The sequence below is a fragment of the Zwartia vadi genome, assembly GCF_030410375.1.
In the GTDB taxonomy this organism is placed as follows: Bacteria; Pseudomonadota; Gammaproteobacteria; order Burkholderiales; family Burkholderiaceae_B; genus Zwartia; species Zwartia vadi.
On sequence record NZ_JAUHHE010000001.1, the window covers coordinates 98,581 to 124,627 of the forward strand.

The following is a 26,047-nucleotide window of genomic DNA, read 5'->3' on the forward strand; positions in this document are numbered from 1 at the left end:
TCAAATTGAGGGTATTTACCTCGCACCCAAGAACTTGGGTGCGCCTCATGGCAAAATATGCCCTTACCGCTTGCTCTGGCCGCCCAAAATCCTCGTATGACCTCTGAAACGAACGCTCCCGTTACGACTAACTTTCTGCGCAACATCATCGATTCCGACCTCGCTTCTCAGCGATTTGCCGGTAAGCGATGGGCGGGCCGTCCAGGACCCGCACAGGTTCAAGCCGCGGGCGAGCTTGACTCGGCACGGATTCGCACGCGCTTTCCCCCCGAGCCCAACGGCTACCTGCATATTGGCCACGCCAAAAGTATTTGCCTGAATTTCGGCTTGGCTCGGGACTATGGCGGCATCTGTCATTTGCGTTTCGACGACACGAATCCCGAAAAAGAAGAGCAGGAGTATGTCGATGCCATTATCGATGCCGTGAAATGGCTGGGTTTTGACTGGACAGCCCAAGGCAAGGAGCATCTCTATTTCGCCAGCAGCTATTTCGAGGACATGTACAGCTTTGCGGAGGCGCTGATCGAGGCTGGTCACGCCTACGTGGACGAACAAAGTCCCGAAGAAATGCGCGCCATGCGCGGCACGCTGACCGAGCCCGGCCAAAACTCGCCCTATCGCGACCGGCCAGCCTCCGAGTCTCTGCGCCTGTTGCGCGAAATGCGCGAGGGTAAGCACCCCGATGGCAGCATGGCATTGCGCGCGCGCATCGACATGGCCTCGCCCAACATCAACATGCGCGATCCGGTGCTCTACCGCATTCGCCATGCCGCTCACCATCGCACCGGCACGCAGTGGTGCATCTACCCCATGTATGCCTACGCCCATCCAATCGAGGATGCGCTCGAGGGCATTACCCACAGCATCTGCACCTTAGAGTTTGAAGACCAGCGGCCTTTTTACGACTGGACGCTCAATCGCCTGCAAGAGCTCGGCAAGTTCTCGCTGCCTTTGCCGCATCAGTACGAGTTCGCACGGCTGAACGTCAGCTACATCGTCACCAGCAAACGCAAGCTGCTCCAGTTGGTCAAAGAAGGTCACGTGAGTGGCTGGGATGATCCCAGAATGCCCACCCTTGCCGGTTTGCGCCGTCGCGGCTACACCGCCGCGTCACTGCGTTTGTTCTGCGAGCGCACGGGAGTCTCGAAGTCTAATTCCCGCATCGACTACAGCTTGCTGGATCAGGCATTGCGTGAGGATCAGGATCCCCTGGCCCCCCGCTCGGTCGCGATTTTGGACCCCCTCAAGCTGGTGATCACGAATTTCCCTGAAGGTCACGCCGAGCCTTGTCATGCGCCGCGTAACCCGCACGATCCTGAGGCGGGGCAGCGCGAATTTCCGCTCATGCGCGAGGTGTGGATCGAGCGCGAAGATTTTGCCGAAATTCCACCTAAAAAATACTTTAGACTCTTCCCTGGCAACTCAGTGCGCTTGAAATACGGGTATGTCGTGACATGTACCGGCTGTGTGAAAGATGAACAGGGCAACATCATCGAGGTGCATGCTCAATACAATCCTGACACCAAGAGCGGCACACCAGGTGCCGATGCGGTCAAGGTCAAGGGAAACGTCACCTGGATCAGCTGCGCTGCCGCGGTGCCTGCCGAAATCAGACTGTACGACCGTTTGTTCACCGAGCCCTTTCCGGACGCGGGCGATCGGGAGTTTTTAGACTACCTCAACCCGCTCTCCATACAATCCGTCCAGGCTTGGCTTGAGCCCGGCACCTCACTTGAGCCTGGCATCGTGTCGCAATTTGAGCGTCTAGGCTACTTTGTAATCGACACTCGGGATTCGACTGCTGAGCGTCCGGTGTTCAACCGGGTTACGACACTCAAAGACACCTGGGCGAGTGCCACCTAGGTAAGGTATGATCCTCGCCAATGACGACTGAACTCTCTCCCCTGGAATTCAAAAGCGCCACACTGTATGCCATCCGTGTGGTGCTCCAACACGCCGATACGAAAGACCTGATCAAGGCCCTCAAAAAACGCATGGCCGATGCCGGTGCATTTTTTGAAAATGAGCCCGTTGTGATTGATGCGACGCGCTTGGACGATGTGATAGATTGGCCCCCTTTGATCGAGGCCTTTAAAAAACACAAGCTTCCTGTCATCGGCGTGGTGGCCCAAGGCGATAATCTTGCCCGGGCCCAGGCTTGCGGCCTCACACCTGTTGATCTTTCTGCCGCGCCTGCGCGTCATGCCTCCGACACCCAAACGGCGGCTTCGGTCGCCGAGCCTGTGACAGCCAGCTTACCCACGCCCGCGGCGTCCGCGGAAGACACCGCAGCCAAGGACACGGACAATAAAGCCACCACGACCGAAGCGCTTGAGCGCGCTGCGGCCTCACCCGAGGCACAGCCCGTCAAGGAGACTTCAGCCGCACCGACCATGGTGATCAAGGGGCCCTTGCGCTCTGGTCAACGCGTCTACGCGCGCAATAGCGATCTGATTGTCATGGGTGTGGTGAGCCGAGGCGCCGAAGTGATCGCCGATGGCAATATCCATATCTACGGTCCCTTGCGTGGCAAAGCCATGGCAGGCGCTCGCGGTGATATCGCCGCGCGGATTTTTACGACTGGCTTTGATGCCGAGCTCGTTGCCGTAGCGGGTATTTATCGCGTGATCGACACTAAACTTTCAGCCGAATTGCATCAAAAACCTGTTGTGATCCAACTTGAAAAAGATGCACTTCATATCAACGCCCTTGGGCAGTAAAATTAACATTTCCATTTAAAGGTTCTCGCGTCATGACTCGTATTGTGGTGGTGACTTCAGGCAAGGGTGGCGTTGGCAAGACCACCACGAGTGCCAGCTTTTCTTCCGGTTTGGCCATGCGTGGCTTTAAAACAGCAGTCATCGACTTTGACGTCGGCCTGCGCAACCTCGACCTCATCATGGGTTGCGAACGTCGAGTGGTCTACGACTTTGTTAACGTGATTCAGGGTGAAGCCACTCTGAATCAGGCGTTGATCAAGGATAAAAACCTCGAAAACCTGTTCATTTTGCCTGCCTCCCAGACGCGCGACAAAGACGCATTGTCCCTTGAGGGCGTCGGCAAGGTCATTAACGACCTGAAAGACATGGGTTTTGAATACATCGTGTGCGACTCACCAGCCGGGATCGAAACAGGTGCATTGCTGGCGGCTTATTACGCAGACGATGCGCTGGTCGTGACCAACCCCGAGGTCTCTTCCGTACGTGACTCAGACCGTATTTTGGGTATTTTGGCCTCCAAATCCCGTCGCGCGATCGAGTCTGACGAGCCCATTAAAGAGTACCTTTTACTCACACGTTACAATCCAAAGCGCGTCGAAGACGGCGAAATGCTGTCACTTAAAGACATCGAGGATATTTTGCGGATCAAACTGATCGGCGTGATTCCCGAGTCCGAGTCGGTCCTGCAAGCCTCCAACCAAGGCTTGCCCGCCATCCACATTGAAAAGAGTGATGTTTCCGAAGCCTACCGCGATGTCGTGTCGCGCTACCTTGGCGAGGAAAAGCCCCTGCGTTTCGTCGACTACGAAAAGCCAGGTCTGCTCAAGCGCTTATTCGGAGGTAAGTGATGTCATTTCTGTCGTTTTTGCTTGGTCAGAAGAAAACCTCCGCCAACGTCGCGAAAGAACGTTTGCAGATCATTCTGGCCCACGAACGTGTCGGGGGCGGTAACAATTCACCCGATTATTTGCCTGCGCTCCAAAAGGAGTTGATGGCCGTGATTTCGAAATACGTTCAAATCAATCCCGAGGACATCAAGGTACAGTTTGACAGACAGGACCACCTAGAGGTCCTTGAAGTCAAGATCGAGATGCCTCAGCGTTGATCGGTTAACGCAGCGCCTGGTTAACGCAGCGCCTTATAGCGAATCCGCTTGGGTGCTGCGCCCGCCTCACCCAGGCGACGCTTCTTGTCCGCCTCGTATTCCTGATAGTTGCCATCAAAAAATACTAGCTGAGAGTCGCCTTCAAAGGCGAGGATGTGTGTGGCGATGCGGTCCAGGAACCAGCGATCGTGGCTGATCACCATCACAGAACCGGCGAACTCCAATAACGCATCTTCAAGCGCGCGAAGCGTTTCAACGTCCAGATCGTTGGAGGGCTCGTCCAGCAGCAAAACGTTGCCGCCCGTAATCAATGTTTTAGCCAAGTGCAAACGGCCACGCTCACCACCAGAGAGCTGACCGACCGTCTTGCCCTGGTCCGCGCCTTTGAAGTTAAAGCGCCCAAGATAGGCACGGGCTGGCATTTCAAAGCGACCCACCGTCAACAGATCCGCTCCATCGGAAATGGTGTCAAACACTGTTTTGGCATCGGGCAAGGCATCGCGGGACTGATCGACAAAGGCAATTTTGACGGTTTGACCGATTTTGACCTCACCGCTGTCGGGCTTGTCCTGTCCAGCGATCATGCGGAACAAGGTTGATTTACCCGCACCGTTTGGTCCGATGATGCCAACGATCGCGCCGGGCGGCACACGGAAGCTGACGTTATCCATCAGCAACTTGTCACCAAAGGCCTTGCTCACGTTGTCGAACTCGATGACTTCATTGCCCAGACGCTCTGCGACAGGGATAAAAATCTCCTGCGTTTCATTGCGCTTTTGATACTCATGCGAGGATAGCTCTTCGAAGCGCGTCATACGTGCTTTGGCTTTAGCCTGGCGACCTTTAGCGTTTTGACGCACCCACTCAAGTTCTTTCTTGATCGTTTTCTGGCGGGCCGACTCGCTGGCTTCTTCTTGTTTGAGTCGATCATTTTTCTGCTCCAGCCAGGAGCTGTAGTTACCCTTCCAGGGAATCCCATGACCACGATCGAGTTCAAGAATCCACTCCGCCGCGTTATCAAGGAAGTAGCGATCATGGGTCACGCCCACTACAGTTCCTGGAAATTTGGCTAAAAACTGTTCAAGCCACTCGACGCTCTCGGCGTCCAAGTGGTTGGTCGGTTCGTCCAGGAGCAACATATCCGGCTTGGAAAGCAACAAACGGCAGAGGGCCACGCGGCGCTTTTCTCCACCCGAGAGCTTGCCAACATTGGCGTCCCACGGGGGCAGGCGCAAAGCATCCGCTGCGATTTCCATCTGAGTCTCGGTATCATCCGAACCACTCGAGGCCGCGGCAGAAATGATGGCCTCCAATTCCGCCTGCTCTGCAGCGAGCACATCAAAATCGGCGTCGGGCTCTGCGTAAGCGGCATACACCTCATCGAGGCGTTTTTTGGCCGCGACGACAGGGCCCATGCCCTCCTCGACAGCCTGACGCACGGTGTGATCAGGATTAAGCTTGGGCTCTTGCTCAAGGTAGCCAATGTTCAGCCCTGGCATCGGGATAGCTTCGCCCTCGATCTCCTTGTCTACGCCGGCCATGATTTTGAGCAGGGTCGATTTGCCGGAGCCATTCAGACCCAGCACGCCGATTTTGGCGCCAGGAAAAAATGACAGGGAAATGTCACGCAGAATCTGTCGCTTGGGAGGAACAATTTTGCCCACGCGATGCATTGTGTATACGTATTGAGCCATAGGTCCATCTAAGAATAAAAAACGATACGCTATTGTAGGGGCTTAGCGACGCTCAAGGGAGGATCTGGTGCAATCACCCGGGCCTGAAAGGCTATGATGAGAGCTCAATCGACTTTTACACGCCTGAACCAACTGCTTATGACGACTCCCGATCACGCTCTGCGTTTTACCGAACAAGAACTTGCCATGCTGGGCAAAACCGCTGATGGCCTGAGTGCCTACATGGGCAAGTCCGTTTTGGCTGAAGTCGGCATGGATGATGACGCAGAGTGGGTCATTTTCGCCATACCTCTTGGTGTGGATGAGACACCCGACGAAAAAGCGACGCATGTTCAGATGGGAGGGCCGGGTGCGCGCTTTGTTGGTAATCGTGGCGGTCTCGAGCTTGATACGGAAGTCTATGACTGCCAGTATCTCTGGGCGATCCAGATCACCGACGATCCAGAGGCAAGGTTTGTACGCCTGGACCAAAATGGTGATGAGTTTGATTATGCAATGGAGCTCGCAGAGCTTTTGCCTTTTGACTATACCGACGAAGCTTTGCCCGATCCAGATCTGGAGTTGCTTGAGGATCTGGATGATGAGGAAGATGATGGGGACGATCCATCTGACGGTTTAACGGGCAAGCCCCCCTCAATCCACTAAACAATGCCTCTTGACTTTAATTGCTCGAATTCACTTGGAGAAACACCCAGTGCTGCAAAAAAGTCTGCATTATGTTCTCCAACCGCGGGTCCACTCCGATGCGACATGGGAGCGGCGTCTTTCACTCTGGGCACCACGCAAGGTGCAGGGATAGATCCTAAATCGGGATCTTCGATCCGCATGACTGTCTGACGATATTGCACCTGCGGATCAGATAAAACATCTTTGATATTAAACACCTTGGTATAGGGAACATCCGCCTGACCCAAGACCTGTTCGATTTCGCTGAAGTCGTGGCTGGCAAACCATTGAGAGATCCCCTCATCAATCACCTCGACATGACGGCATCGCCCGGGGTTTGTTTCAAACCGCGGATCGGAGAGCCACTCCACATGACCGATTGCATGACATAGTCGACTGAAAATAGGGTTGGACGAAGCCACCAAGGTGACCCAGATATGATCTTTGCTCCGATACATATTCGAGGGCGCGGTGTAATCCGCTCGATTACCAACATGACTGCGCGTGTAGCCCAATACCTCCTGTTCAACTGCAAGCGGATCCAATAAACGAAAAATTGCCTCTGTCGCGGACAAGTCAATTTCAAAACCACCCTGTTCGGGGCGCGATCGCATCGAGGCGATCGCTGAAGCGATGCTAAAGGCACCAAAGACGCCCGTAATCAAATCACCGATTGGCAAGTTGGGATGCTGAGGACCACTTTCAGGCGTACCGATCAAATTCGTCAGGCCACTCATGGCTTCGAAGATTCTGGCAAAACCGGGACGCTTTGCATACGGACCAGTTTGCCCGAATCCTGTAATACGCAACACCAAAAGTTTTGGATTGGCCACAAGCAAAGTATCGAGATCAAGTCCCCATTTATCCAGCGTACCCGTGCGAAAGTTTTCGACCAACACATCGGTGTGGGCAATGGCTTTAAGAAACAAGTCACGTCCTTCTGGCTGACGCACATCCAAGGTGATGCCTTGCTTATTACGATTGACGACTTTCCAGTACAGCGCATGTTCGGGCGTGGTCGGTGCCAAGCCTCTCAAGGCATCCGAGCCATCGGGTAACTCGACTTTCGTCACATGCGCGCCAAGATCGGCACACAGCGTGGCAGCGAAGGGGGCTGCGAGGACCGTCGACAAGTCGAGAATACGGACACCCTCAAGCATGGGGGGGCGAACGGGCGAGTGATCATTTTCTGGTTGCATGGAAACATTTGAGCAGATTCGGCAATCTCTGAGTCGATTGTTTCGCCTAGCGAAACGCTAGTAAATTTAGGTTGTCCCCCTTTGAACAATCCCTCAACATATGGATATGAACAAGACGCCCAACTCTCTGGAGACAGATCGTCAGTTTGCAATCAACCTGAGCCGTGGGCTGCAGGTGCTTCGGGCATTCACGCCCTCTGAATACCTACTGGGCAATAGAGAACTCTGTGAAAAAACCGGTCTGCCCAAAGCAACCGTTTCGCGTTTGACATACACGCTCGACCAACTCGGTTATCTCACCCGTATCGATCGTTTACAAAAATATCGGTTGGGTCCGGGCGTGTTGATGCTGGGCTACCCGATGCTGGCCAGCATGGAAATACGCCATCTCGCACGTCCCCATATTGAAAAACTAGCCGCCAAGACAGGCTGGACAGTCAACCTGGGGATGCTTGGAAAGCTTGAAGTTGTTTATATCGATGCACTGCGAATCGATCGCGGAAATTATTTAAAACCTGATATTGGTAGCGCGCGTCCTTTGCTCACGACAGCGCTGGGGCGCGCCTTACTGCTCGCGAGTCCCTCAGCGGAGCGGGCATCCATTCTCAATCGGCTCAAGGTAGATGATCCCGCGCAGTACAAGGCCGATCTGCCTTATTTCGAAAAAGACAGCGCGTTTTATGCCAAAAATGGATTTTGTCTGAGCAGGGGCGACTGGAAGCGCAACGTGCTGGCCGTGGCCGTGCCACTCAGTGTCGGATCCGACGATCACTTGCAAATCGGCATGAACTGCACAATCAGTACGGCAAAACTTACCAAGGCCGAGCTTCTTAAAAACATCATTCCACACTTATTCGAAGCCCGTCACAACATCGAACGCGACAGCGGCAAGATACTGACCACAAGCGGAACATCCTTATGATTATTGATACTGAACTCAATCACGCACGTCTGGAGGACATTCGTCAGTTTGTCCGTGAGATCGCCATCCCCGCGGAGGCACAAGTCGTCCGGGACAACGAAATCCCGGCAGAGATTGTGCAGATCATGAGAGATCGCGGCTATTTTGGCTGGAGCATTCCGCGCGAGTATGGCGGCGCTGGCATGACCACCGAGGAACTCGCACTCGCCAATATGGAGCTCTCGAAAGCCGCGACAGCGTTTCGCGCGCGTGCGGGCACAAATACCGGCATTGGTGCCGAGTCGATTATTCAGGATGGTACGCCCGAGCAAAAACAAGAGTGGCTACCCAAACTCGCCAGCGGGGAAGTCACAGGTTGCCTCGCACTGACAGAGCCCGACGCGGGCTCTGATGCGACGGCACTGAAAGCTTCCGCCATCCCGGTGACTGCTGCGGGTTCACAGCAATGGCGTATTAACGGCACAAAACGCTATATCACCAACGCACCCATAGCAGAGCTCTTTACTGTTTTCGCCAGGACAGATCCGGAGGACTTGTCGCATCGCGGCATCAGTGCCTTTTTAATCCCACGTCAAACACCAGGTTTGAGTACGGGTCCAGAGCACCGAAAAATGGGTCAGTCTGGTTCGCCTGTGTCTGAGGTGTACCTTGAGGATGTCCTGGCAAGCAGCGCGCAGATCGTGGGCGGAGTGCCAGGCAAAGGCTTTGCCACAGCCATGAAGACTCTCAATAAGCAGCGCATCAACTTGGCGGCACTCTGCATCGGTCCCGCGATGCGTCTGCTTGACGAAGCGCTCGCGCATGTCAAAAAGCGTGAGCAGTTTGGTAAACCCATCGCTGAGTTTCAACTTGTGCAAGCCATACTGGCAGAAAGTCAGGTCGAAATTTCGGCCGCGCGCAGTCTGGTGCTAGAAACTGCGCGGGCACGCGATAACGGCGAGGATGTCACGACACAAGCGTCCATCTGCAAGTACTACGCCTCAGAAATGTGCGGCCGGGTCGCCGATCGCGTGGTGCAAATTTTCGGCGGCGCAGGCTACTGCGCCGACATTGGTGGACCGATAGAAATGCTGTATCGGGACGTCAGGCTGTTCCGTTTGTACGAAGGCACCAGCCAAATCCACTTGCTCAACATCGCAAAGCGGATCATGAAGTAGTTTCTTTTTATCAGCAGGTTAAATAGTTCTCTGGAGGTAGACATGAAAACAATTACCCGTATCGCTCTAGCCATCGGCTTATCACTTGGTCTGACAGGTTTGACACTCGCGCAAGAATGGCCTTCCAAACCTATCAAACTCATCTCGCCTTTCCCCGCGGGCGGCTCCAACGACATCGCCACACGCGTGATTGGTGAGCGACTGGCTGTCAGACTGAAACAGCCTGTGGTCGTGGAAAACAGACCAGGAGCGAATACCCGCATCGCTTCTGCGCAGATCGCCAAAGCCGATCCGGATGGTTACACGCTGCTGATGGCTGCAGCGCCACACACCACCAATCCGGCATTGTTTGGTCAGTTGCAATACGACACGATCAAAGACTTCACACCAATCGTTCAAGTCGTACGTGCCCCTCTGTTTTTGCTGGTACCTGCGGCTTCGCCGATCAAGACCACCAAGCAACTACTTGAACTCGCCGCCAAACCTCAAGCGGTCAATGTTTCAAGCCCAGGCAACGGTACAGGTCCGCATTTGGCGATCGAGTTGTTTAACTATCTGGCCAAATCGAACATGACCCATGTGCCCTATAAGGGCGATGCACCTGCGATGACGGATCTCGTCGGAGGCCAACTGACAGCAGGTGTGCATCCTATTGTCGCGCCTTTGCCTTTTATCAAAAACGACAGACTGCGCGCCATTGCTGTCTTTGGCTCACAGCGTTCGGCCCTGCTGCCTGATGTACCCTCGCTCGGCGAGCAAGGCTTCAAGGATACGGATGTCTACACCTGGTTTGGCCTGGTTGGTCCCGCCAAACTGCCCGCTCCAATCGTGAATCGCCTGAACAAGGAGATCAACGAAATCCTGGCGCAGCCCGACGTGAAGGAACGCTTTGTTTCGATCGGCATGGAGACTGTTGGCGGCACACCCAAGCAGTTTGAGCAATTCGTGGAAACCGATATCAAGAAGTGGAACGAGCTTGTCAAGGTCCGTAATATCAAAGCGAACTAAACCTGCATCGGCCAGCCTTCCGCGACACCGTGGCAGGCGATTTCCACGCCTTTAAAGTTTTGTGTCGCGGGCGCTTCAGTCTTGCAGCGCTCGCGGGCAAACGGACACCGCGGATGAAAGGTACAGCCCGAAGGTGGATTAAGCGGGTTTGGCACCTCTCCAGCGACTGGCGTACGCGTGCGGCCTTGCCCTGTCATGTCTGGGATCGCAGATAGCAGCATCCGGGTATAGGGGTGCTGCGGGTTGGCAAAGAGCGTGTCCCGATCGGCGATCTCAACGATACGTCCGAGATACATCACACCGACGCGATCGGCGACATGATGCACCACAGCCAGGTTGTGCGAAATAAACAGATAGGTTAGACCGAGATTTCTCTGCAGGTCTTTCATGATGTTGAGCACTTGCGCCTGAACGGATACATCCAACGCTGAAGTCGGCTCGTCACACACGAGAAACTCGGGATTCACTGCCAGCGCTCTCGCGATCGAGATGCGCTGTCTTTGTCCACCAGAAAACTGATGCGGGAACCGTGACTTGTCAGACGGATGAAGACCCACCTGCGTCAACAAAACATCGACACGCGCATCACGCTCCTGCTCAGTCATGTCAGTATGCGCCAACATCGGCTCTGCAATAATGCGTCCAACCCTCCAGCGGGGATTCAAACTGGCATAGGGATCCTGGAAAATCATCTGCAGGCGCTTGCGCAGGGCCAAGCCTGAGCGGCCCTGCATATTGGCAATCGGTTGGCCATCAAAGGTGATCGTCCCGCGTGTCAGTGGATAGAGTCCGACCAACATGCGTGCAATCGTCGACTTGCCACAACCGGACTCCCCGACAAGTGCAAGGGTCTCGCCCTTGCGGATACCGAACGACACACCGTCGACCGCACGCAAAATACTGCGGGGCTTTCGAGACAGCACGCGCTCGAGCCAGGGCGCCGACACATCAAACCATCTAGCCGCATCGTGCACCTCTACCAAAGGACGCTCTGTGCTCATGACGCCTCCTTTGATTCATGCAACCAACACGCTGCCTGGGAGCTGCCGACTTGAATGATTTCAGGGCGCTCCTCCCGACAACGATCCATGACTTTAGGGCAACGTGGATTAAACGCGCAGCCCTTGGGAATGGCGGTCAGTCTTGGCATCGTCCCATCAATTTGCACCAGGCGCTCGACATGATGATGAATCGACGGAATCGAACCCATCAAGCCCACCGAGTAAGGATGGCGAGGTGAATGAATCACATCGCGCACTTTGCCGATTTCAGCGACACGTCCTGCATACATCACCACCACACGGTCAGCCGTTTCCGCAATCACACCCATATCATGCGTGATGAGCATCACGGCAGCACCTTGTTCACGACACATCTTTTTCAACAGTTCGATAATTTGCGCCTGAATGGACACATCCAACGCAGTGGTCGGTTCATCCGCAACAATCAACTTGGGCTGGGCAGCCAGGGCGAGGGCGATGACGACGCGCTGACGCATGCCGCCAGAAAACTGGTGAGGATAATGATCAATCCGCTCGCGCGCAGCCGGAATGCCTGTCGACTCGAGCAGCTCGATGGCGCGTTGACGCGCCTGCGACCAAGTCATCGGCAAATGGGTCACAATTGTTTCAGCGATCTGGTGGCCGACGGTATAAAGAGGGTTCAGAGACGTCAACGGATCCTGAAAAATAGCGCCAATCTCACGACCGCGAATCGTACGCATCTGATCGTCAGACAGATTATCAATACGCCGACCTTCAAGCAGAATCTCGCCACCAGAAATACGTCCCGGCGGTTCAAGCAAACCGATGATGGCAGCACCTGTCAGAGATTTGCCGGCACCCGACTCGCCCACCACACCCACGACCTCACCCGCCGCGATTGAAAACGATACATCGTTCAAAGCTTTCAAAGTGCCTCGTCGCGTGGGGAACTCGACACTGAGGTTTTTAATTTCCAAAATATTAGACATGTCGGTCCTCAACTCAAACGAGGATTCAAGGCATCACGCAGCCAATCCCCAAGCAGGTTGACGGACAACACCAGCAGCACAAGCGCCGCACCGGGAAAAATAGTGATCCACCACTCCCCTGAGAATAAAAAGTCATTCCCGATACGGATCAGCGTCCCCAGAGAGGGAGAGGTCGGCGGCACGCCCACTCCCAAAAACGACAAGGTCGCTTCGGTAATGATTGCAGTCGCGAGATGAACAGTTGCCAACACCAGAACGGGACCCAGGACATTGGGTAAGACGTGTCTGAACATGATGACTGGCGAGGAAATACCAATCACACGCGCCGCCTGGACGTATTCTCGATTTTTTTCAACGAGGGTCGATCCTCGCACCGTTCGTGCGTACTGGGGCCAGCCGGCAAGGGCGATCGCCCCCACCAGCACAGGAAAGGCAATGACCTCGTGCATATCACCCGGCACCACTGCGCGCGCCACACCATCGATCAACAGCGCAATCAAAATGGCCGGAAACGATAGCTGCACATCAGCGACCCGCATAATCAAGGCATCAATACGACCGCCTGCATAGCCGGAGATCAAACCCAGCACAACGCCCAGGAGCATCGCGCCGGCAACAGCGGCCAAGCCAATCAAAAGGGATACTTTCGTACCGTACATCAAGGCCGAAAGTAGATCGCGACCCTGACTATCCGTGCCGAGCAAATACTTTGCCGTGCCATCCTCATGCCAGACCGGCGGCTTGAGCGCATCGAGCAAATCGATCGTCGCCAGATCAAAAGGATTATGCGGTGCAATCCAGTCCGCACCGAAAGCTGCGATCAACATGACCAGCAAAATAAAAGTCGCGGTAATCGCTACAGGTGTGTGACGCCACGACCAGGCAAGATCACCATCCCAAAATTTCGATAGAGCGGCGCGCATCAGTGGCCCCCTCCCGACTTGCCCAGACCGACACGCAAGCGTGGGTCCACTAAAAAATACAACAAATCGACAATCAGATTAATCACCACGAAAATAAAAGAGATGAGGCAGAGGTAGGCAGCCATCACCGGTATGTCGGCGAACTGGACGGCCTGAATAAAGAGCAGACCCATACCCGGCCACTGAAACACCGTTTCGGTCACGATTGCGAATGCGATGATTCCGCCAAGTTGAAGACCCATGATGGTGATGACCGGCACAAGCGTATTTTTGAGTGCGTGACCGAAATGAATCGCTCGCTTGGTGAGACCTCGGGCACGCGCGAACTTGATGTAATCGGCGCGCAACACCTCCAGCATTTCGGAGCGCACCAGGCGCAGGACAAGCGCGACTTGAAAGAGCGAAAGTGTAATGGCCGGCAGAATCAAATGCTTCCAGCCGCTGGCCGTTAACAATCCTGTCGTCCACCAGCCTAGACGGACCGTTTCACCTCGACCGTAACTCGGTAGCCAGCCTAGCTGGACGGAGAACACCAGAATCAACAAGATACCGATCAGAAATGTCGGTAAAGAAACGCCTAGTAATGAAAATGCCAGAAAAGCCTGCGAGAGCTTGCCGTTGCGCTTGAGTGCCGTGTAGACACCAAGCGGGACGCCGACTACCAGGGCGATCAACGCTGCGGCAATGGACAACTCCAGCGTGGCGGGCAGGCGATCGCTCAAGAGTACGGAGACCTTTTGTCCTTGGCGAAGTGACAAACCGAAATCACCCTGAACAGCATTCACAAGAAAATGATAGAACTGTACGATGATCGGATCGTTCAGCCCGAGATCCTGACGCAATTGCTCACGCTCGGCGGGCGTACCCTCCTGCCCCAACATGATCATGACGGGATCGCCGACATACTGAAACAAAATAAAAGCCAACAGCGCGACGGTTAGCATCACGCCTATGGCCTGAAGCAACCGGCGAATAATAAAAGCGAACATGCAATCTCACAAAGATGCAAGCCTCCATTTGGAGGCTTGCTTAAGAAACATCGATTACTCGATGCGCACCCACTCGATCACGGGACGGTTGTCCGGACGGTGAATCATCTTGACGTTTTTCTTCATCGCCCAGGGGATGATCTGATCATGCAAAGGAATGGCGCCAAACTCCTTGGCATGGATACTCAGCGCTTCCTGAATCATGGCGGTGCGTTTGGCATCGTCAGTTTCAGTCTTGATCGCGTCGATCAACGCATCGACCTTGGGGTTAGAGTAACCGCCGTAGTTGAAGGCACCCGCAGCGCCCGTTCCCTTGGTGCGAATCAAAGACTCAAGCGTATAGAACGCATCAAAGGTTGGCACACCCCAGCCGAACAAATAAATGCTTGTGTCACCATTTGCCACTTTGGGAAAGAAAGTCGCGCGTGGCATTGCATTCAGTTTGGTTTTCACGCCAATCTTTGCCCACATCGCAACGACCGCTTGGCAGATCGCTTCGTCGTTAATGTAGCGATTGTTCGGGCAATCAAGCGTGAACTCGAGGTTATTGTCATAGCCCGCCTGCTTGAGCAACTCGCGAGCCTTGACCGGATCATAAGGCACCCGCTTGCCCAACTCTTCTGAGTAGCCATTGACTTGCGGGGAAATCATGGCACCCGTTGGCAAGGACATGCCGCGCATCACGGATTTTTTGATCGCCTCGATATCAATCGCACGGTAGAGTGCCTCACGCACGCGGACATCGGCAAGAGGATTCTTATCCTTGACATTGCTGTATTTCAGCTCAGGACTTTTAACATCCATCGCGATGTAGATGGTGCGATATTCATTACCATCCAAAACGTTCACCTGCTTGCGCAAACGGTCCAAGTCTTGAGCGGGCGGATCCAACACGAAGTCCACCTCACCAGACAACAGCGCAGCCGTACGTGTCGCGTTTTGCTTGATTGGTGTGTAGACAATCTCAGTCACGTTTCCAGTCTTAGTGGGCTTACCCCACCAGTCAGGATTTTCAACGTAAACTGTTTTGATGTCGACTTCGCGCGACTTGAGCTTGTATGGACCCGTTCCCATCGCATTACGGGCAGCAAAACTCTCTTCTTTTTTATTGAAGTCCTGAGGTTTTTCAGCATTGTTCTTTTCCGCCCAGGCTTTGCTCATAATGCCGAGCGAAGGCAGCTGGCGAAGCAGAACAGGATTAGGACCTGCCGTAATGACATCGACAGTCAGGGGATCAACGGCCACCACATCACTGATACCCGCAACGTAAGATTTAAATTGTGATGAGGGTTGCATGGCGCGCTTAAGCGAAAACACTACATCATCAGCCGTAAAGGGTGTGCCATCCTGAAACTTTACGTTTGGGCGCAATTTAAAACGCATCGTAGTGGGGTTGATGCGCTCCCAAGAAGTTGCCAGTGATGGCACGACTTCGTACTTCTCGTTGTATTTGACCAGCGGGTCATACACCCACAAGTTGGCGGCAATATTGAGCCCTTCGTTTTGGGAATGAGGATCCAGAGTCAGGATATCGCCTTGACTCGTCCATTTAAACGTTTTGGCAAAGCCCATTCCGGGCAACAATAAAGCGGCTGATAAAGCCGCGGCAATAAAGGTACGGCGCATGGCACGCTCCTGAAATAGTGAAATAACGAAGTCATATTGCCCCACTCTCGTCGACTGAGTCAACCATAAGCTTATTCAAGCTTTCATCAAACTTACAGAGTCAAGAGTAGGGTTTTAAAACGTTTAAACAGTTGCGACGGCAGTGGCAGGTGAACCAACCGCACCAGGGAGTCGAAGCGGCGGCGCAGTCAACAAGAAACGGTTGCGTCCGTTTTTCCGCAGCCACTGGGCCAAGGGCGTCAGATAGAACATCTCGCCCAGATGCACGCCCAGCTTGAACAAGCAATGCTCATGCAAAGGCAGCGTGGCACAGCATCCGATATGGCTGGTAGCCGGGTAGGTTTCCACCGCATAGTTGTCGGCCATCAACACAACCAACTGACTATCCGTGATCCATTTCAGGAGTTTTTGATCACGGCCATCCAGTGCCGCACAACTGTTCTCCAAGGTATGCAGATCGGGATTGCCCTTCATGTCCATCAGCAACTGGGCAAAACCGGTGTGCAAACACACCATATCACCGGGCTCAACGACCACTTTGTCCTGTTCCATCACACGCATCAAGGTGTCGTAGCCGATGATTTCGCGCTTGTTACCAAAATGTGCGTGGAAGTCGATCATCACGCCGCGCCCCTGCACGCAGGACTCGGCCATATTTTGAATGCCAAGCGCCATTGCATTTGAGGTGGACTTGTTTTCACCTGGACCGGGAACGCCCGCGTCCTTGCCATCTGTCGGTCCGATGATGTGTTCGCCCGCGCGGTATCCGTTGTAATAGACAGACTCTGGGATGCCGTCGCCGTTTGCGTCAAAACGTGAGCCAACATGCGCAAGACTGTCCCACTGGGTTGAATATTGCAGGTGCATCACCACCAAATCATCGCTGATCACGTCAGTTTGCTGGTCGTTATCACGAAACAAACCGTAATTCATGTTGGGGCGATCGCCGCGCAGCGTGGGTCGGATAACGGGCGGAAAACGTCGCGGATTCAACAAGTTACCGCCAGGAAGGTCCAAAGGCAGGCTCAAGCAAAACGGCTGAAACTCCTTGACCTCGGCGATGCCTTGCTTAAGCTTTTCAGGGGTGAGCAGGTTGATCCGACCGCGCTGATCGTCCTCCCCGAAATCCCCCCAAGTAGAACCCTCTGGACGATTGACCCAACGCTTATTACCACTCATTACTGTTCTCCCGGTTTTAGTCATTTTCTCAATGATATACGAGAGTGATACTGAGGGAGGCGCGTCGGAGAACAGGGCGCGAAAAAGTAAAGAGGCTTAAAAAAATAAAAGGCCGTAAAAAGTAAAAAAGGCTACAAACTTGTGAGTTTGTAGCCTTTTACTGAATCAGGTCGCCAATACTCAGGCTTTCTTGACTTTTTCCAGCATTTTGAACACGCCTTTCGGTGCGTTGACGAACAGGCGCTTGAAGGCCTTGCCCAAACAACGGCGCTCGAGTGTGTTGCGGCGCGTGCGTTTTGTTTCTGAAGCCATAGCAATTCTCCGGTAACGAGCCTCGTATATTAACCTATATCCGGCCAGATTATTCGTCTGGTTTTCCCTCCCGCCTGACAGCGGCGGCTCTATGATTACGGTATGAATCCAACTATACGCATCACTGGCGCTCGCCAGAACAATCTCAAAAACCTCGATTTGACTCTCAATACGGGCGAATTGACCGTGGTGACCGGTGTCAGCGGCTCAGGCAAAAGCTCGCTGGCGTTTGACACGCTCTACGCCGAGGGCCAACGACGCTACGTCGAGACTTTTTCGCCCTATGCGCGACAGTTTCTGGACCGGATGGACAAACCGGTTGTGGACCGTATAGAAGGCATCTTGCCGGCAATCGCGATTGATCAGACCAACCCTGTCCGTAGCTCGCGCAGCACTGTCGGCACCATGACCGAGCTCAATGATCACCTCAAGTTGTTGTTTGCGCGAGGCGCCCAGTTGATGTGCCGTGGATGCGGGCAAGCCGTATGCCGTGACAGTACCGCCTCCATTTTTGCGGCTGTCAAAGAACGCGCCGAGCAAGCCGATGACCCAAGACTGGTGGTGACTTTCCCGATTCAAGTCCCGCTCAACTTTACCGAAGACGAAGTACGTGGATTTTTGGAGCAACAAGGCTACACCCGCGTGCATGCCGATGAAAATCCAACAGGACCTGCCAGAGCACAGCATGCTGAAGTCGTACCCGCCTCCAAAGCTGCGAAAAAGAAGTCGGCCACGCTATCGCCGGCGTTGAGAACCTTGCGCGTCGTGCAGGACCGGTTTCGCTTTTCAAGCGCCGAACCCTCCCGCGTCATGGAGGCCTTTGATATCGCCCTCAAAATGGGGAATGGATTGATCTCCGTGCATGCGATCGATCAGGACGGTACTGACACGGCAGTCTGGAAATTCAGCGACAAGCTTCATTGCGCGGATTGCAACATCAGCTATAGCGATGCCTTGCCAAGTACCTTTTCTTTCAACTCGCCTCTCGGGGCCTGCGAAGCCTGTCGTGGTTTTGGACGCGTGATCGGGATTGATTTCGGTTTAGTCATTCCGGACGAAAACAAAACGCTTGAAGGCGGGGCGATCAAGCCCTGGCAAACGCCCAGCTATAAAGAGTGTCAGGTCGAAATGGAAAAGTACGCCAAGCGTGCCAATGTTTCGATCAATACACCCTGGAAATATCTCCCTCCTGAACATCAAGAATGGGTGCTTCATGGCGACCCGCTCTGGAAAGGGGGCAACCAGGCATGGAAAACGCAATGGTATGGCGTGCAACGTTTTTTTGACTGGCTCGAAACCAAGTCATACAAAATGCATGTTCGCGTACTGTTGTCGAAATATCGCAGCTACACGCCTTGCCCGACTTGCAAGGGCGCTCGCCTGAAGCCTGAAGCGTTACTCTGGCGCATTCAAGGCAAGTCGATTCAAGACTTGATGCTGACCCCAATCGTCCAGCTACGCGCCTTTGCCGACCAACTGCATTTTCCGGGCGCGATGGATGCGGCAATGGATCTGGTGTTGACCGAGGTGCGCGCGCGACTGAAATTTTTATGCGATGTCGGTTTAGGCTATCTGACGCTCGATCGACAAAGCCGCACACTGTCGGGCGGCGAAGTTCAGCGCATTAACTTGACGACCGCCTTGGGGACCTCTCTGGTCAACACTTTATTTGTGCTCGATGAGCCCTCCATTGGCTTGCATCCGCGAGACATTCACCGTGTCGTGGAGGTCATGCATAGATTGCGTGATGCAGGCAATACGCTAGTGGTGGTCGAGCATGACCCTCAGGTGATGATCGCTGCTGATCGCGTCATAGACGTCGGCCCCGGCCCCGGAGAGCGTGGCGGACAGATCGTGTTTGACGGGACGCCTGCCGAGCTTAAACAAGCCACCACACTGACAGGTCAATACATGGGTGGGCGACTCAAAGTCGAAGCACCGCGCCCACTGCCCGTCTCGAACAATACACCCAGATTGCTCCTTGAAGGTGTCACAGCCAACAACCTCAAGAACGTTTCCATCGAGATTCCACTGGGGCGTCTGGTTTGCGTCACGGGCGTGTCGGGCTCCGGCAAATCGACTCTCATCCAAGACGTTTTATATCCGGGTCTGCTAAAGATCATGGGCAAACCAACCGAAGCGCCCGGCGCATTTGATCGCATTCTGGGTGCTGAGCAACTCGCCGATGTAGTGATGGTCGATCAGGCCCAAATCGGCAAGACCACACGGTCCAACCCCGCAAGTTACGTTGGCGCTTTCGATCCGATTCGCAAACTCTTCGCGCAAGCGCCGGTAGCGCGTGAGCGTGGCTACACTGCGGGAACCTTTAGTTTCAATAGCGGCGATGGACGATGCCCAACTTGTGGCGGCACAGGTTTTGAACACGTCGAGATGCAGTTTTTGTCGGACGTTTATATTCGCTGTCCGGATTGCGATGGCAAACGCTTTCGACCAGAGGTACGCGAAGTTCAAATCGAGCATCTGGGTCGTCGCGCCTCGATTGATGCCGTGCTCGACATGACAGTGTCCGAGGCACTCGAGTTTTTCAAAGGATTGCGCGATGTGCAGCTCGGTCTCGCACCGCTCGCGGATGTCGGCCTGGAGTACGTCAAGCTCGGACAACCTGTTCCAACATTGTCAGGTGGTGAAGCACAGCGACTCAAACTGGCAGGACATCTCGCAGAAGCCGCGCGCAGCGGGATTTCGACTGCCAAGGTAGCAAAAAAGGGCAGTCTGTTTTTGTTTGACGAACCGACCACAGGCCTGCACTTTGATGACGTGGCGCGTTTGATGCGGGCCTTCCGCAAGCTGCTGGGCGCGGGACATACTTTGTTAATCATCGAGCACAATCTGGATGTGATTCGAGCCGCGGACTGGGTGCTTGATCTGGGACCTGAAGGCGGCGATGGAGGTGGTGAGCTGGTGGCTGCCGGCAGTCCGGAAACCATCATGGCCAATCCGATTTCGCATACTGGTGCGGCTTTGCGCGAATACGCGGTCGCCATGACACCTGATGCGATTGGTAGCAAGCTTGAAGCCACGCAACCAGCTGGCATCCCGACAAGCGCACGGGTCGCAGAGGGATCAGGACGTCCGCTGCAAAGCGTTCTAAAAGAGCGGCGTCGAGCGCACAGCATAGATATTTTGCACGCGCGTGAGCACAACCTTAAAAATATCAACGTCAGTATTCCCCACGACAAATTCACCGTAATCACTGGAGTTTCGGGCTCGGGTAAATCGACTCTCGCATTCGACATTTTGTTCAATGAAGGACAGCGTCGTTATCTCGAATCACTCAATGCCTACGCGCGCGCGATCGTGCAACCCGCAGGCAAGCCTGATGTCGATGCGATTTTTGGCATTCCGCCTACCGTGGCGATTGAACAGCGCACCAGCCGCGGCGGACGAAAATCCACCGTGGCCACGATGACAGAGATCCATCATTTCTTGCGATTGATGTACATGAAGCTGGGCACCCAGATGTGCCCAGCTTGCAAGGTGAGTGTCGAACCACAAAGCGCCGATCAAATTGTCGCGCGTATCATGCGTGATCACAAAGGCGAGCGGATCGGCATCATGGCGCCGCTTGTAACCGCGAGAAAAGGGTTTTATACCGATCTGGCCAAATGGGCCTCGGGCAAAGGCTTTACGCACTTACGAGTGGATCAGGAATTTATTGGCACGGCCAAATGGCCGCGCCTCGATCGTTTCAAAGAACACACGATTGAATTGCCAGTCGCGGATCTGATTGTCAATAACAAGGATGAGGCGCCTTTGCGTGAGGCTGTCCGCAGCGCGCTCGAACACGGTCAAGGCGTCATGAGTGTGCTGTGGCCTTTGGACAAACTTGAACAAGACATGTCTGCGCAGCTTGAGCAAACGCATTTTTCAGTCAAGCGCGCCTGCCCAAGCTGTGGCACCAGCTTTCCAGAGCCAGACCCAAGGATGTTCTCTTATAACTCCAAGCATGGATGGTGTCAGGGCTGTTTTGGGACCGGTCTGCAACTGCAAGGCTTTGACGCTGAACAGACAGGCGAAGAAACCTCCTGGAACGCCTCGTATGAGGGTGAAACACAAACCTGCACAAGCTGTCATGGCGCGCGCCTCAACCCGATCGCGCGCGCGGTGTTGTGGCGAGACAAATCAATCGCAGAGCTCGCTTCGCTGCCCGTCTCGGATGCGCATACATTTTTTACCGGGCTTGTCCTGCGCGGTCGCGATGCAGAAATCGCGCGCGATATTCTGAGCGAAATCCGCGGCCGACTGCAGTTTATGCAGGAGGTCGGTTTAGGATATCTGGCGCTTGATCGTGCCGCTCCGACTCTCTCGGGCGGGGAAGCACAACGCATTCGTCTGGCTGCGCAACTCGGCTCGAACATGCAAGGTGTCTGTTACGTATTGGACGAGCCCACGATCGGCTTGCACCCTCGTGACAATCGCATCCTGCTGGGCGCACTCTCCAAGCTTGAAAAAAATGGCAATACCCTGGTTGTTGTGGAGCACGATGACGATACGATACGTCGCGCCGAACACATCATCGATATCGGACCCGGCGCGGGTGTGCGCGGTGGCCGCGTTGTGGCCCAAGGTACATTACAAGATCTGATGGCTGCACCTGAATCGACGACGGGACATTACTTACGTCATCCGCTTTCTCATCCACTTCAACCAAGACGTCCTATTGCCAAAGATACGCCAATGATCACGGTCAAAGGCGCCTCCCTGCACAACCTGCGTCACGTCACCGCGCACTTCCCGATCGGGAGACTGAGTGTCGTCACAGGCGTATCGGGCTCGGGCAAGTCAACACTTGCCCGTGAAGTTTTGCTCGACAATCTCTCCGCTGCGATTGCCGCCCGAGGTGCGCAGCCCTGGCATGGATGCGACGACATCACAGGATGGGACGTTCTGGATCGCGTGCTTGAAGTCGATCAGACACCGATTGGAAAAACGCCACGCTCCTGTCCCGCCACCTATATTGGATTTTGGGACGACGTACGAAAACAGTTTGCCGAAACCAATGAAGCGCGCATACGCGGCTGGGGGGCAGGCCGTTTCTCTTTTAATACTGGTGATGGTCGCTGCCCGCTCTGCGAAGGACAAGGCATGCGCACCCTGGAGATGAGCTTCCTGCCTGACGTCAAGGTACCTTGTGACGCTTGTCATGGTGCGCGTTTCAATACAGACACCCTTGGCGTGCGAATGCGTGACAAACATGCCGGCGACGTACTCTCCATGGAAGTCGATGATGCCATTAATTATTTTGCGGCGCATCCCCGGATCCGTCATCCTCTTCAACTCATGCAGGATGTAGGCTTGGGTTATTTGACCTTGGGACAACCCTCTCCCACCCTTTCCGGAGGTGAAGCCCAACGCATCAAACTTGTGACTGAGCTCGCAAAAGCCAGAATGACAGAAGGTGTCATCACGACCGGACGAGCTTCGCGCCTTCCCCATACCCTCTATGTACTGGATGAGCCGACTGTTGGCTTGTCAATGGCGGATGTGGAAAAACTGATTCGCGTCCTGCATCGTTTGGTCGAAGCGGGCAACACTGTCGTGGTGATCGAACACAACCTGGACATCATCGCTGAAGCCGACTGGTTGCTGGATCTCGGTCCAGAGGGTGGCTCGGGCGGCGGGCAACTTGTGATTGAAGGTACGCCTGAGGAAGTGGTGGCCGCGCGTCAAAAGTCGCATACTGGTGAAGTGCTGCACGAGTTTTTAAATCACCTATGAGTCACTGCCGCTTCGAAGACCGCCTCTCACAGCACGCACGCGTTCTGATGGGTCAGTGTGGCCGTATCGTGGCCCATCAGGCCAATGAGCTCGAGACTGCTTTTGAAAAAATCGAGACGGCACGTCAGGCCGGTTATTGGATCGCCCTGATTCTCGAGTACGAGCTAGGGGAGTGGCTGGAGCCAGCGTTAGCGTCCAGCGCCAAATCACACCTTGCTAGAGCGGGTCACAAGCACCCCAGGCTCACCGCTCTCGTGTTTGAACAGATGCACGTGCAGCAGCCCTGGTCTCTCGAGGCTGAGACTGCGAGCGAGACCGCTGCCGCAATCACCTCAGTAGAAGCCGGTATCACCAAAGAGGCCTACCTCTCCCGCATCCATCAGATTCGTGAATGGATTGCTCAGGGTGAGGTCTATCAAATCAACTCAACTTTCCCACTGAACGTCAAAATCAAGGGTGATCCCGCTCAATTATTTCGTCAAATCGCAACCCGTCATCCTGTCGCGCATGCAGCGTTTATCGAAGATGAGGGCAGAACCATTCTCTCCTTCTCTCCAGAGCTTTTTTTGGAGCGGACAGGGACCACCCTGATCACGCGACCAATGAAAGGAACAGCCCCGCGGTCCTCTGACCCCGAAACCGATCGTCAGCTCGGTGAAGCCTTGCACAAGAGCGAAAAAAATCGTGCTGAAAATTTGATGATTGTCGATTTACTCAGAAACGACTTGGGACGTTTAGCGCGCCTCGGCAGCGTCCGGGCAGAGCCGCTGTTCTCACTGGAAAAATATCCGTCCGTCTGGACGATGACCTCCACGGTCAAGGCTGACATTGCACCGCAAACCACTCTCGCGGAAATACTCCGCGCGCTGTTCCCCTGCGGTTCTGTGACCGGTGCGCCAAAGATCGCGGCCATGAAAAGGATTCAAGAAACAGAGCCACAACCGCGCGGCATCTATTGCGGCAGCCTGGGCTGGCTCGCCCCCAACGGAGACTTCTCACTGAATGTCGCCATCCGTACGCTTGTGTTGGATGAAGAGGGACATGGTCGCTATCATGTTGGTGGCGGTATCGTCTACGACTCGGATCCCGAACAGGAATGGGATGAGTGTCATTGGAAAGCGCGGATTCTGCACACAGGTCTATGAATCAAACATCCCAACCCAGCTTGATAGAAACAATGAGGGCGCAGGCAGATAGGCAGATCCCTTTGCTGCCCTACCATTTACGGCGCCTGGAGCATTCAGCTCTAGCCTTGGGTTACGTCTATCCCGGACGCGATGCAATTGTGTCCGCGCTCAGCGCAAGCTTGGAGGCCACTGCGCCAGCTGGGATCGACTCGCGCGTCCGCCTCCTGCTCAATCCGTCAGGACAACTGAGCATTGAAACTGCAGCGCTTCCTGCTCTGCAGGGGATCCCTTTTATCGCCCTCGCACGCGCACCACTCGAGAGCGCGGAACCACTCTTGCAGCACAAGACGACGCATCGTCCCTGGTATGACGAGACAACTCAATGGCTCTCGCACCATCCAGACTTTTTTGATTTGATTTTTTTAAACGAAAAAGGGGAACTCTGCGAAGGCAGTCGCTCAAATATTTACGTCTTTAAAAATGGAGAGTGGCTCACACCCCCCCTCTCTTGCGGACTGCTGGGTGGAGTGCGGCGCACACAGTTAATCGAGACGGGGCAAGTCAAGGAGGCGATCCTCACCCCCGCTGACTTGGCCGCGGATCAGACTGGCAAGACGCCGATCAGACTATCGAACGCCCTGCGCGGCTGGTTTGACGTGCAACTGAGCCCCTCAGTCCTTCCAGGGCATTTCCTTCCATAACTGACGCAACTGCTTGTCAGTATTTTCAAGTTCGACCGCATACTCCTTGGGCGCGAGGTAGCGGATCGGTGCGTACAACTCACCCGCTTTCTTGATGTACTCAGGGTCAGCAGCAGCCTTGGCGACAGCGGAAACCAGCTTTTCACGAATGTCGGCTGGTAGCCCTTTCGGCGCAGCCAAACCTCGCAGAGAAGCGCTTTCGATGTTGTAACCCTGTTCTGCGAAAGTCGGGGTATCAGGCGCGAGTACGGTTCTCTTGGCGGACATCTGGCCAATCATCTTAATCGGAGAACCGCCCTTTATATAGGCAAGCGCCTCGCCAACGTTGATGGCCCCCACCATCACTTGACCGCCTACAACCGCTGCCCGAGTCTCGCCCGACCCCTTGTACGGAATGTGCGTCATCTTGACGCCAGCTGCTTTCTCAAAAAACAGCATGGCGATATGGTCATCGGAGCCCACCCCGGTTGAACCAACAGTGACTTTGCCCGGGTTAGCTTTCGCATACGCGGCAAGTTCTTTAAGATTGTTGATCGGACTTGAGGTATTCAAGGTAAAGGCGCCGGGATCATCAATCAAATTACCGATCAGGTCATAACTCTGCCAACCAAAAGTTGAAGGACGCTCAATCGGAATGGACAGCATATTGGGTGTATTGACAAAACCGATGGTGTAGCCATCGGGTGTTGCCTTGGCGATTTCAGCAAAGCCGATGCCGCCCCCTGCACCCGGACGGTTTGTCACGATAATGCGCGCATTATTGCCCAGATGTTTTTCAATATACGGGGCAATCAAACGCCCGATCAGATCGGTGCCACCGCCTGGTGCGAAAGCAATAATCATCGTAATGGGCTTGGTTGGATACTGAGCGGCCGCCGAGCCGGACCAGGCAGCCGCGGCCAGTAACGCCACGCCACTCAGGCGACCCAACTTGTTCATGATTTTCTTCATACTCACTCTCCTCGGTTTAGTGCTGTTTTAAGTATTGTTTTAAGTACAACTGTGTTG

21 protein-coding genes are annotated in these 26,047 nt (G+C 54.5%); 11 read left to right on the top strand and 10 right to left on the bottom strand.

Translation table 11 applies throughout. From position 1 onward, the window contains the following. Window positions 1–96 precede the first annotated feature (96 nt). Genes QWY27_RS00495 through minE form a run of 4 tightly spaced genes read left to right on the top strand, consistent with a single transcriptional unit; the run spans window position 97 to window position 3,825 of the window. Window positions 97–1,863, top strand: a complete 1,767-nt coding sequence (locus QWY27_RS00495; RefSeq protein ID WP_290194084.1) for a glutamine--tRNA ligase/YqeY domain fusion protein — start codon at window positions 97–99, stop codon at window positions 1,861–1,863. 20 nt (window positions 1,864–1,883) lie between these two features. Beyond that, complete coding sequence (gene minC / locus QWY27_RS00500) at window positions 1,884–2,720, top strand: septum site-determining protein MinC (RefSeq protein ID WP_290193804.1); 837 nt, start codon at window positions 1,884–1,886, stop codon at window positions 2,718–2,720. 32 nt (window positions 2,721–2,752) lie between these two features. Then, a complete protein-coding gene (gene minD, locus QWY27_RS00505) occupies window positions 2,753–3,568 on the top strand; it encodes a septum site-determining protein MinD (protein WP_290193805.1) in 816 nt (271 codons plus the stop codon). After that, window positions 3,568–3,825 (top strand): cell division topological specificity factor MinE, encoded by a 258-nt coding sequence (gene minE / locus QWY27_RS00510; RefSeq protein WP_290193806.1) that lies wholly within the window; start codon window positions 3,568–3,570, stop codon window positions 3,823–3,825. Before minD ends, minE begins: the two co-directional genes overlap by 1 nt. Window positions 3,826–3,845: 20 nt before the next feature. Here the strand turns inward: minE and ettA are convergent, their stop codons facing one another. Then, complete coding sequence (gene ettA / locus QWY27_RS00515) at window positions 3,846–5,519, bottom strand: energy-dependent translational throttle protein EttA (protein WP_290193807.1); 1,674 nt, start codon at window positions 5,517–5,519, stop codon at window positions 3,846–3,848. Window positions 5,520–5,612: 93 nt separating this feature from the next. Here ettA and QWY27_RS00520 point away from each other — a divergent pair, with 93 nt between their 5' ends. After that, window positions 5,613–6,164, top strand: a complete 552-nt coding sequence (locus QWY27_RS00520) for a hypothetical protein (protein ID WP_435433426.1) — start codon at window positions 5,613–5,615, stop codon at window positions 6,162–6,164. On the opposite strand, the gene QWY27_RS00525 is transcribed toward QWY27_RS00520, so the two are convergent. Next, window positions 6,161–7,384 carry a CaiB/BaiF CoA transferase family protein gene (locus QWY27_RS00525; RefSeq protein WP_290193808.1) on the bottom strand — a complete coding sequence of 408 codons (1,224 nt, stop codon included), beginning with the start codon at window positions 7,382–7,384 and terminating at the stop codon, window positions 6,161–6,163. The genes QWY27_RS00520 and QWY27_RS00525 overlap by 4 nt on opposite strands. 106 nt (window positions 7,385–7,490) lie before the next feature. Between QWY27_RS00525 and QWY27_RS00530 the strand changes: the two genes are divergently transcribed. Genes QWY27_RS00530 through QWY27_RS00540 form a run of 3 tightly spaced genes read left to right on the top strand, consistent with a single transcriptional unit; the run spans window position 7,491 to window position 10,471 of the window. After that, window positions 7,491–8,306: an IclR family transcriptional regulator gene (locus QWY27_RS00530; protein ID WP_290193809.1), complete on the top strand. Its 816-nt coding sequence runs from the start codon at window positions 7,491–7,493 to the stop codon at window positions 8,304–8,306. Next, on the top strand, window positions 8,303–9,463 hold the full coding sequence (locus QWY27_RS00535) for an acyl-CoA dehydrogenase family protein (protein WP_290193810.1): 1,161 nt from the start codon (window positions 8,303–8,305) through the stop codon (window positions 9,461–9,463). Before QWY27_RS00530 ends, QWY27_RS00535 begins: the two co-directional genes overlap by 4 nt. A gap of 42 nt (window positions 9,464–9,505) precedes the next feature. Beyond that, complete coding sequence (locus QWY27_RS00540; protein ID WP_290193811.1) at window positions 9,506–10,471, top strand: tripartite tricarboxylate transporter substrate binding protein; 966 nt, start codon at window positions 9,506–9,508, stop codon at window positions 10,469–10,471. On the opposite strand, the gene QWY27_RS00545 is transcribed toward QWY27_RS00540, so the two are convergent. From QWY27_RS00545 to QWY27_RS00575, 7 genes are all read right to left on the bottom strand, one after another. Further along, on the bottom strand, window positions 10,468–11,472 hold the full coding sequence (locus tag QWY27_RS00545; RefSeq protein ID WP_290193812.1) for an ABC transporter ATP-binding protein: 1,005 nt from the start codon (window positions 11,470–11,472) through the stop codon (window positions 10,468–10,470). The genes QWY27_RS00540 and QWY27_RS00545 overlap by 4 nt on opposite strands. Further along, the gene (locus tag QWY27_RS00550; protein ID WP_290193813.1) at window positions 11,469–12,443 is read right to left on the bottom strand and encodes an ABC transporter ATP-binding protein; all 975 of its coding nucleotides are present in this window, start codon (window positions 12,441–12,443) and stop codon (window positions 11,469–11,471) included. The genes QWY27_RS00545 and QWY27_RS00550 overlap by 4 nt, the downstream gene beginning before the upstream one ends. A gap of 8 nt (window positions 12,444–12,451) precedes the next feature. Then, window positions 12,452–13,366 carry an ABC transporter permease gene (locus QWY27_RS00555; protein ID WP_290193814.1) on the bottom strand — a complete coding sequence of 305 codons (915 nt, stop codon included), beginning with the start codon at window positions 13,364–13,366 and terminating at the stop codon, window positions 12,452–12,454. Further along, window positions 13,366–14,355: an ABC transporter permease gene (locus tag QWY27_RS00560; protein ID WP_290193815.1), complete on the bottom strand. Its 990-nt coding sequence runs from the start codon at window positions 14,353–14,355 to the stop codon at window positions 13,366–13,368. The genes QWY27_RS00555 and QWY27_RS00560 overlap by 1 nt, the downstream gene beginning before the upstream one ends. Before the next feature lie 54 nt (window positions 14,356–14,409). Further along, window positions 14,410–15,981: an ABC transporter substrate-binding protein gene (locus QWY27_RS00565; RefSeq protein WP_290193816.1), complete on the bottom strand. Its 1,572-nt coding sequence runs from the start codon at window positions 15,979–15,981 to the stop codon at window positions 14,410–14,412. Between the two features lie 123 nt (window positions 15,982–16,104). Next, a complete protein-coding gene (locus tag QWY27_RS00570; RefSeq protein WP_290193817.1) occupies window positions 16,105–17,160 on the bottom strand; it encodes a cyclase family protein in 1,056 nt (351 codons plus the stop codon). A 180-nt stretch (window positions 17,161–17,340) separates the two neighbouring features. Beyond that, window positions 17,341–17,472: a hypothetical protein gene (locus QWY27_RS00575; protein ID WP_259662067.1), complete on the bottom strand. Its 132-nt coding sequence runs from the start codon at window positions 17,470–17,472 to the stop codon at window positions 17,341–17,343. A gap of 102 nt (window positions 17,473–17,574) precedes the next feature. Here QWY27_RS00575 and uvrA point away from each other — a divergent pair, with 102 nt between their 5' ends. From uvrA to QWY27_RS00590, 3 genes are read left to right on the top strand one after another with little or no spacing between them, the layout of a single operon-like run. After that, on the top strand, window positions 17,575–23,211 hold the full coding sequence (uvrA, locus tag QWY27_RS00580) for an excinuclease ABC subunit UvrA (RefSeq protein WP_290193818.1): 5,637 nt from the start codon (window positions 17,575–17,577) through the stop codon (window positions 23,209–23,211). After that, window positions 23,208–24,356 carry an aminodeoxychorismate synthase component I gene (locus QWY27_RS00585; protein WP_290193819.1) on the top strand — a complete coding sequence of 383 codons (1,149 nt, stop codon included), beginning with the start codon at window positions 23,208–23,210 and terminating at the stop codon, window positions 24,354–24,356. Before uvrA ends, QWY27_RS00585 begins: the two co-directional genes overlap by 4 nt. Next, window positions 24,353–25,039 (top strand): aminotransferase class IV family protein, encoded by a 687-nt coding sequence (locus QWY27_RS00590; protein WP_290193820.1) that lies wholly within the window; start codon window positions 24,353–24,355, stop codon window positions 25,037–25,039. Before QWY27_RS00585 ends, QWY27_RS00590 begins: the two co-directional genes overlap by 4 nt. Here QWY27_RS00590 and QWY27_RS00595 read toward each other — a convergent pair. Then, the gene (locus QWY27_RS00595) at window positions 25,010–25,990 is read right to left on the bottom strand and encodes a tripartite tricarboxylate transporter substrate binding protein (protein WP_290193821.1); all 981 of its coding nucleotides are present in this window, start codon (window positions 25,988–25,990) and stop codon (window positions 25,010–25,012) included. The two genes, QWY27_RS00590 and QWY27_RS00595, sit on opposite strands and share 30 nt — an antisense overlap. Between the last annotated feature and the right edge of the window lie 57 nt (window positions 25,991–26,047).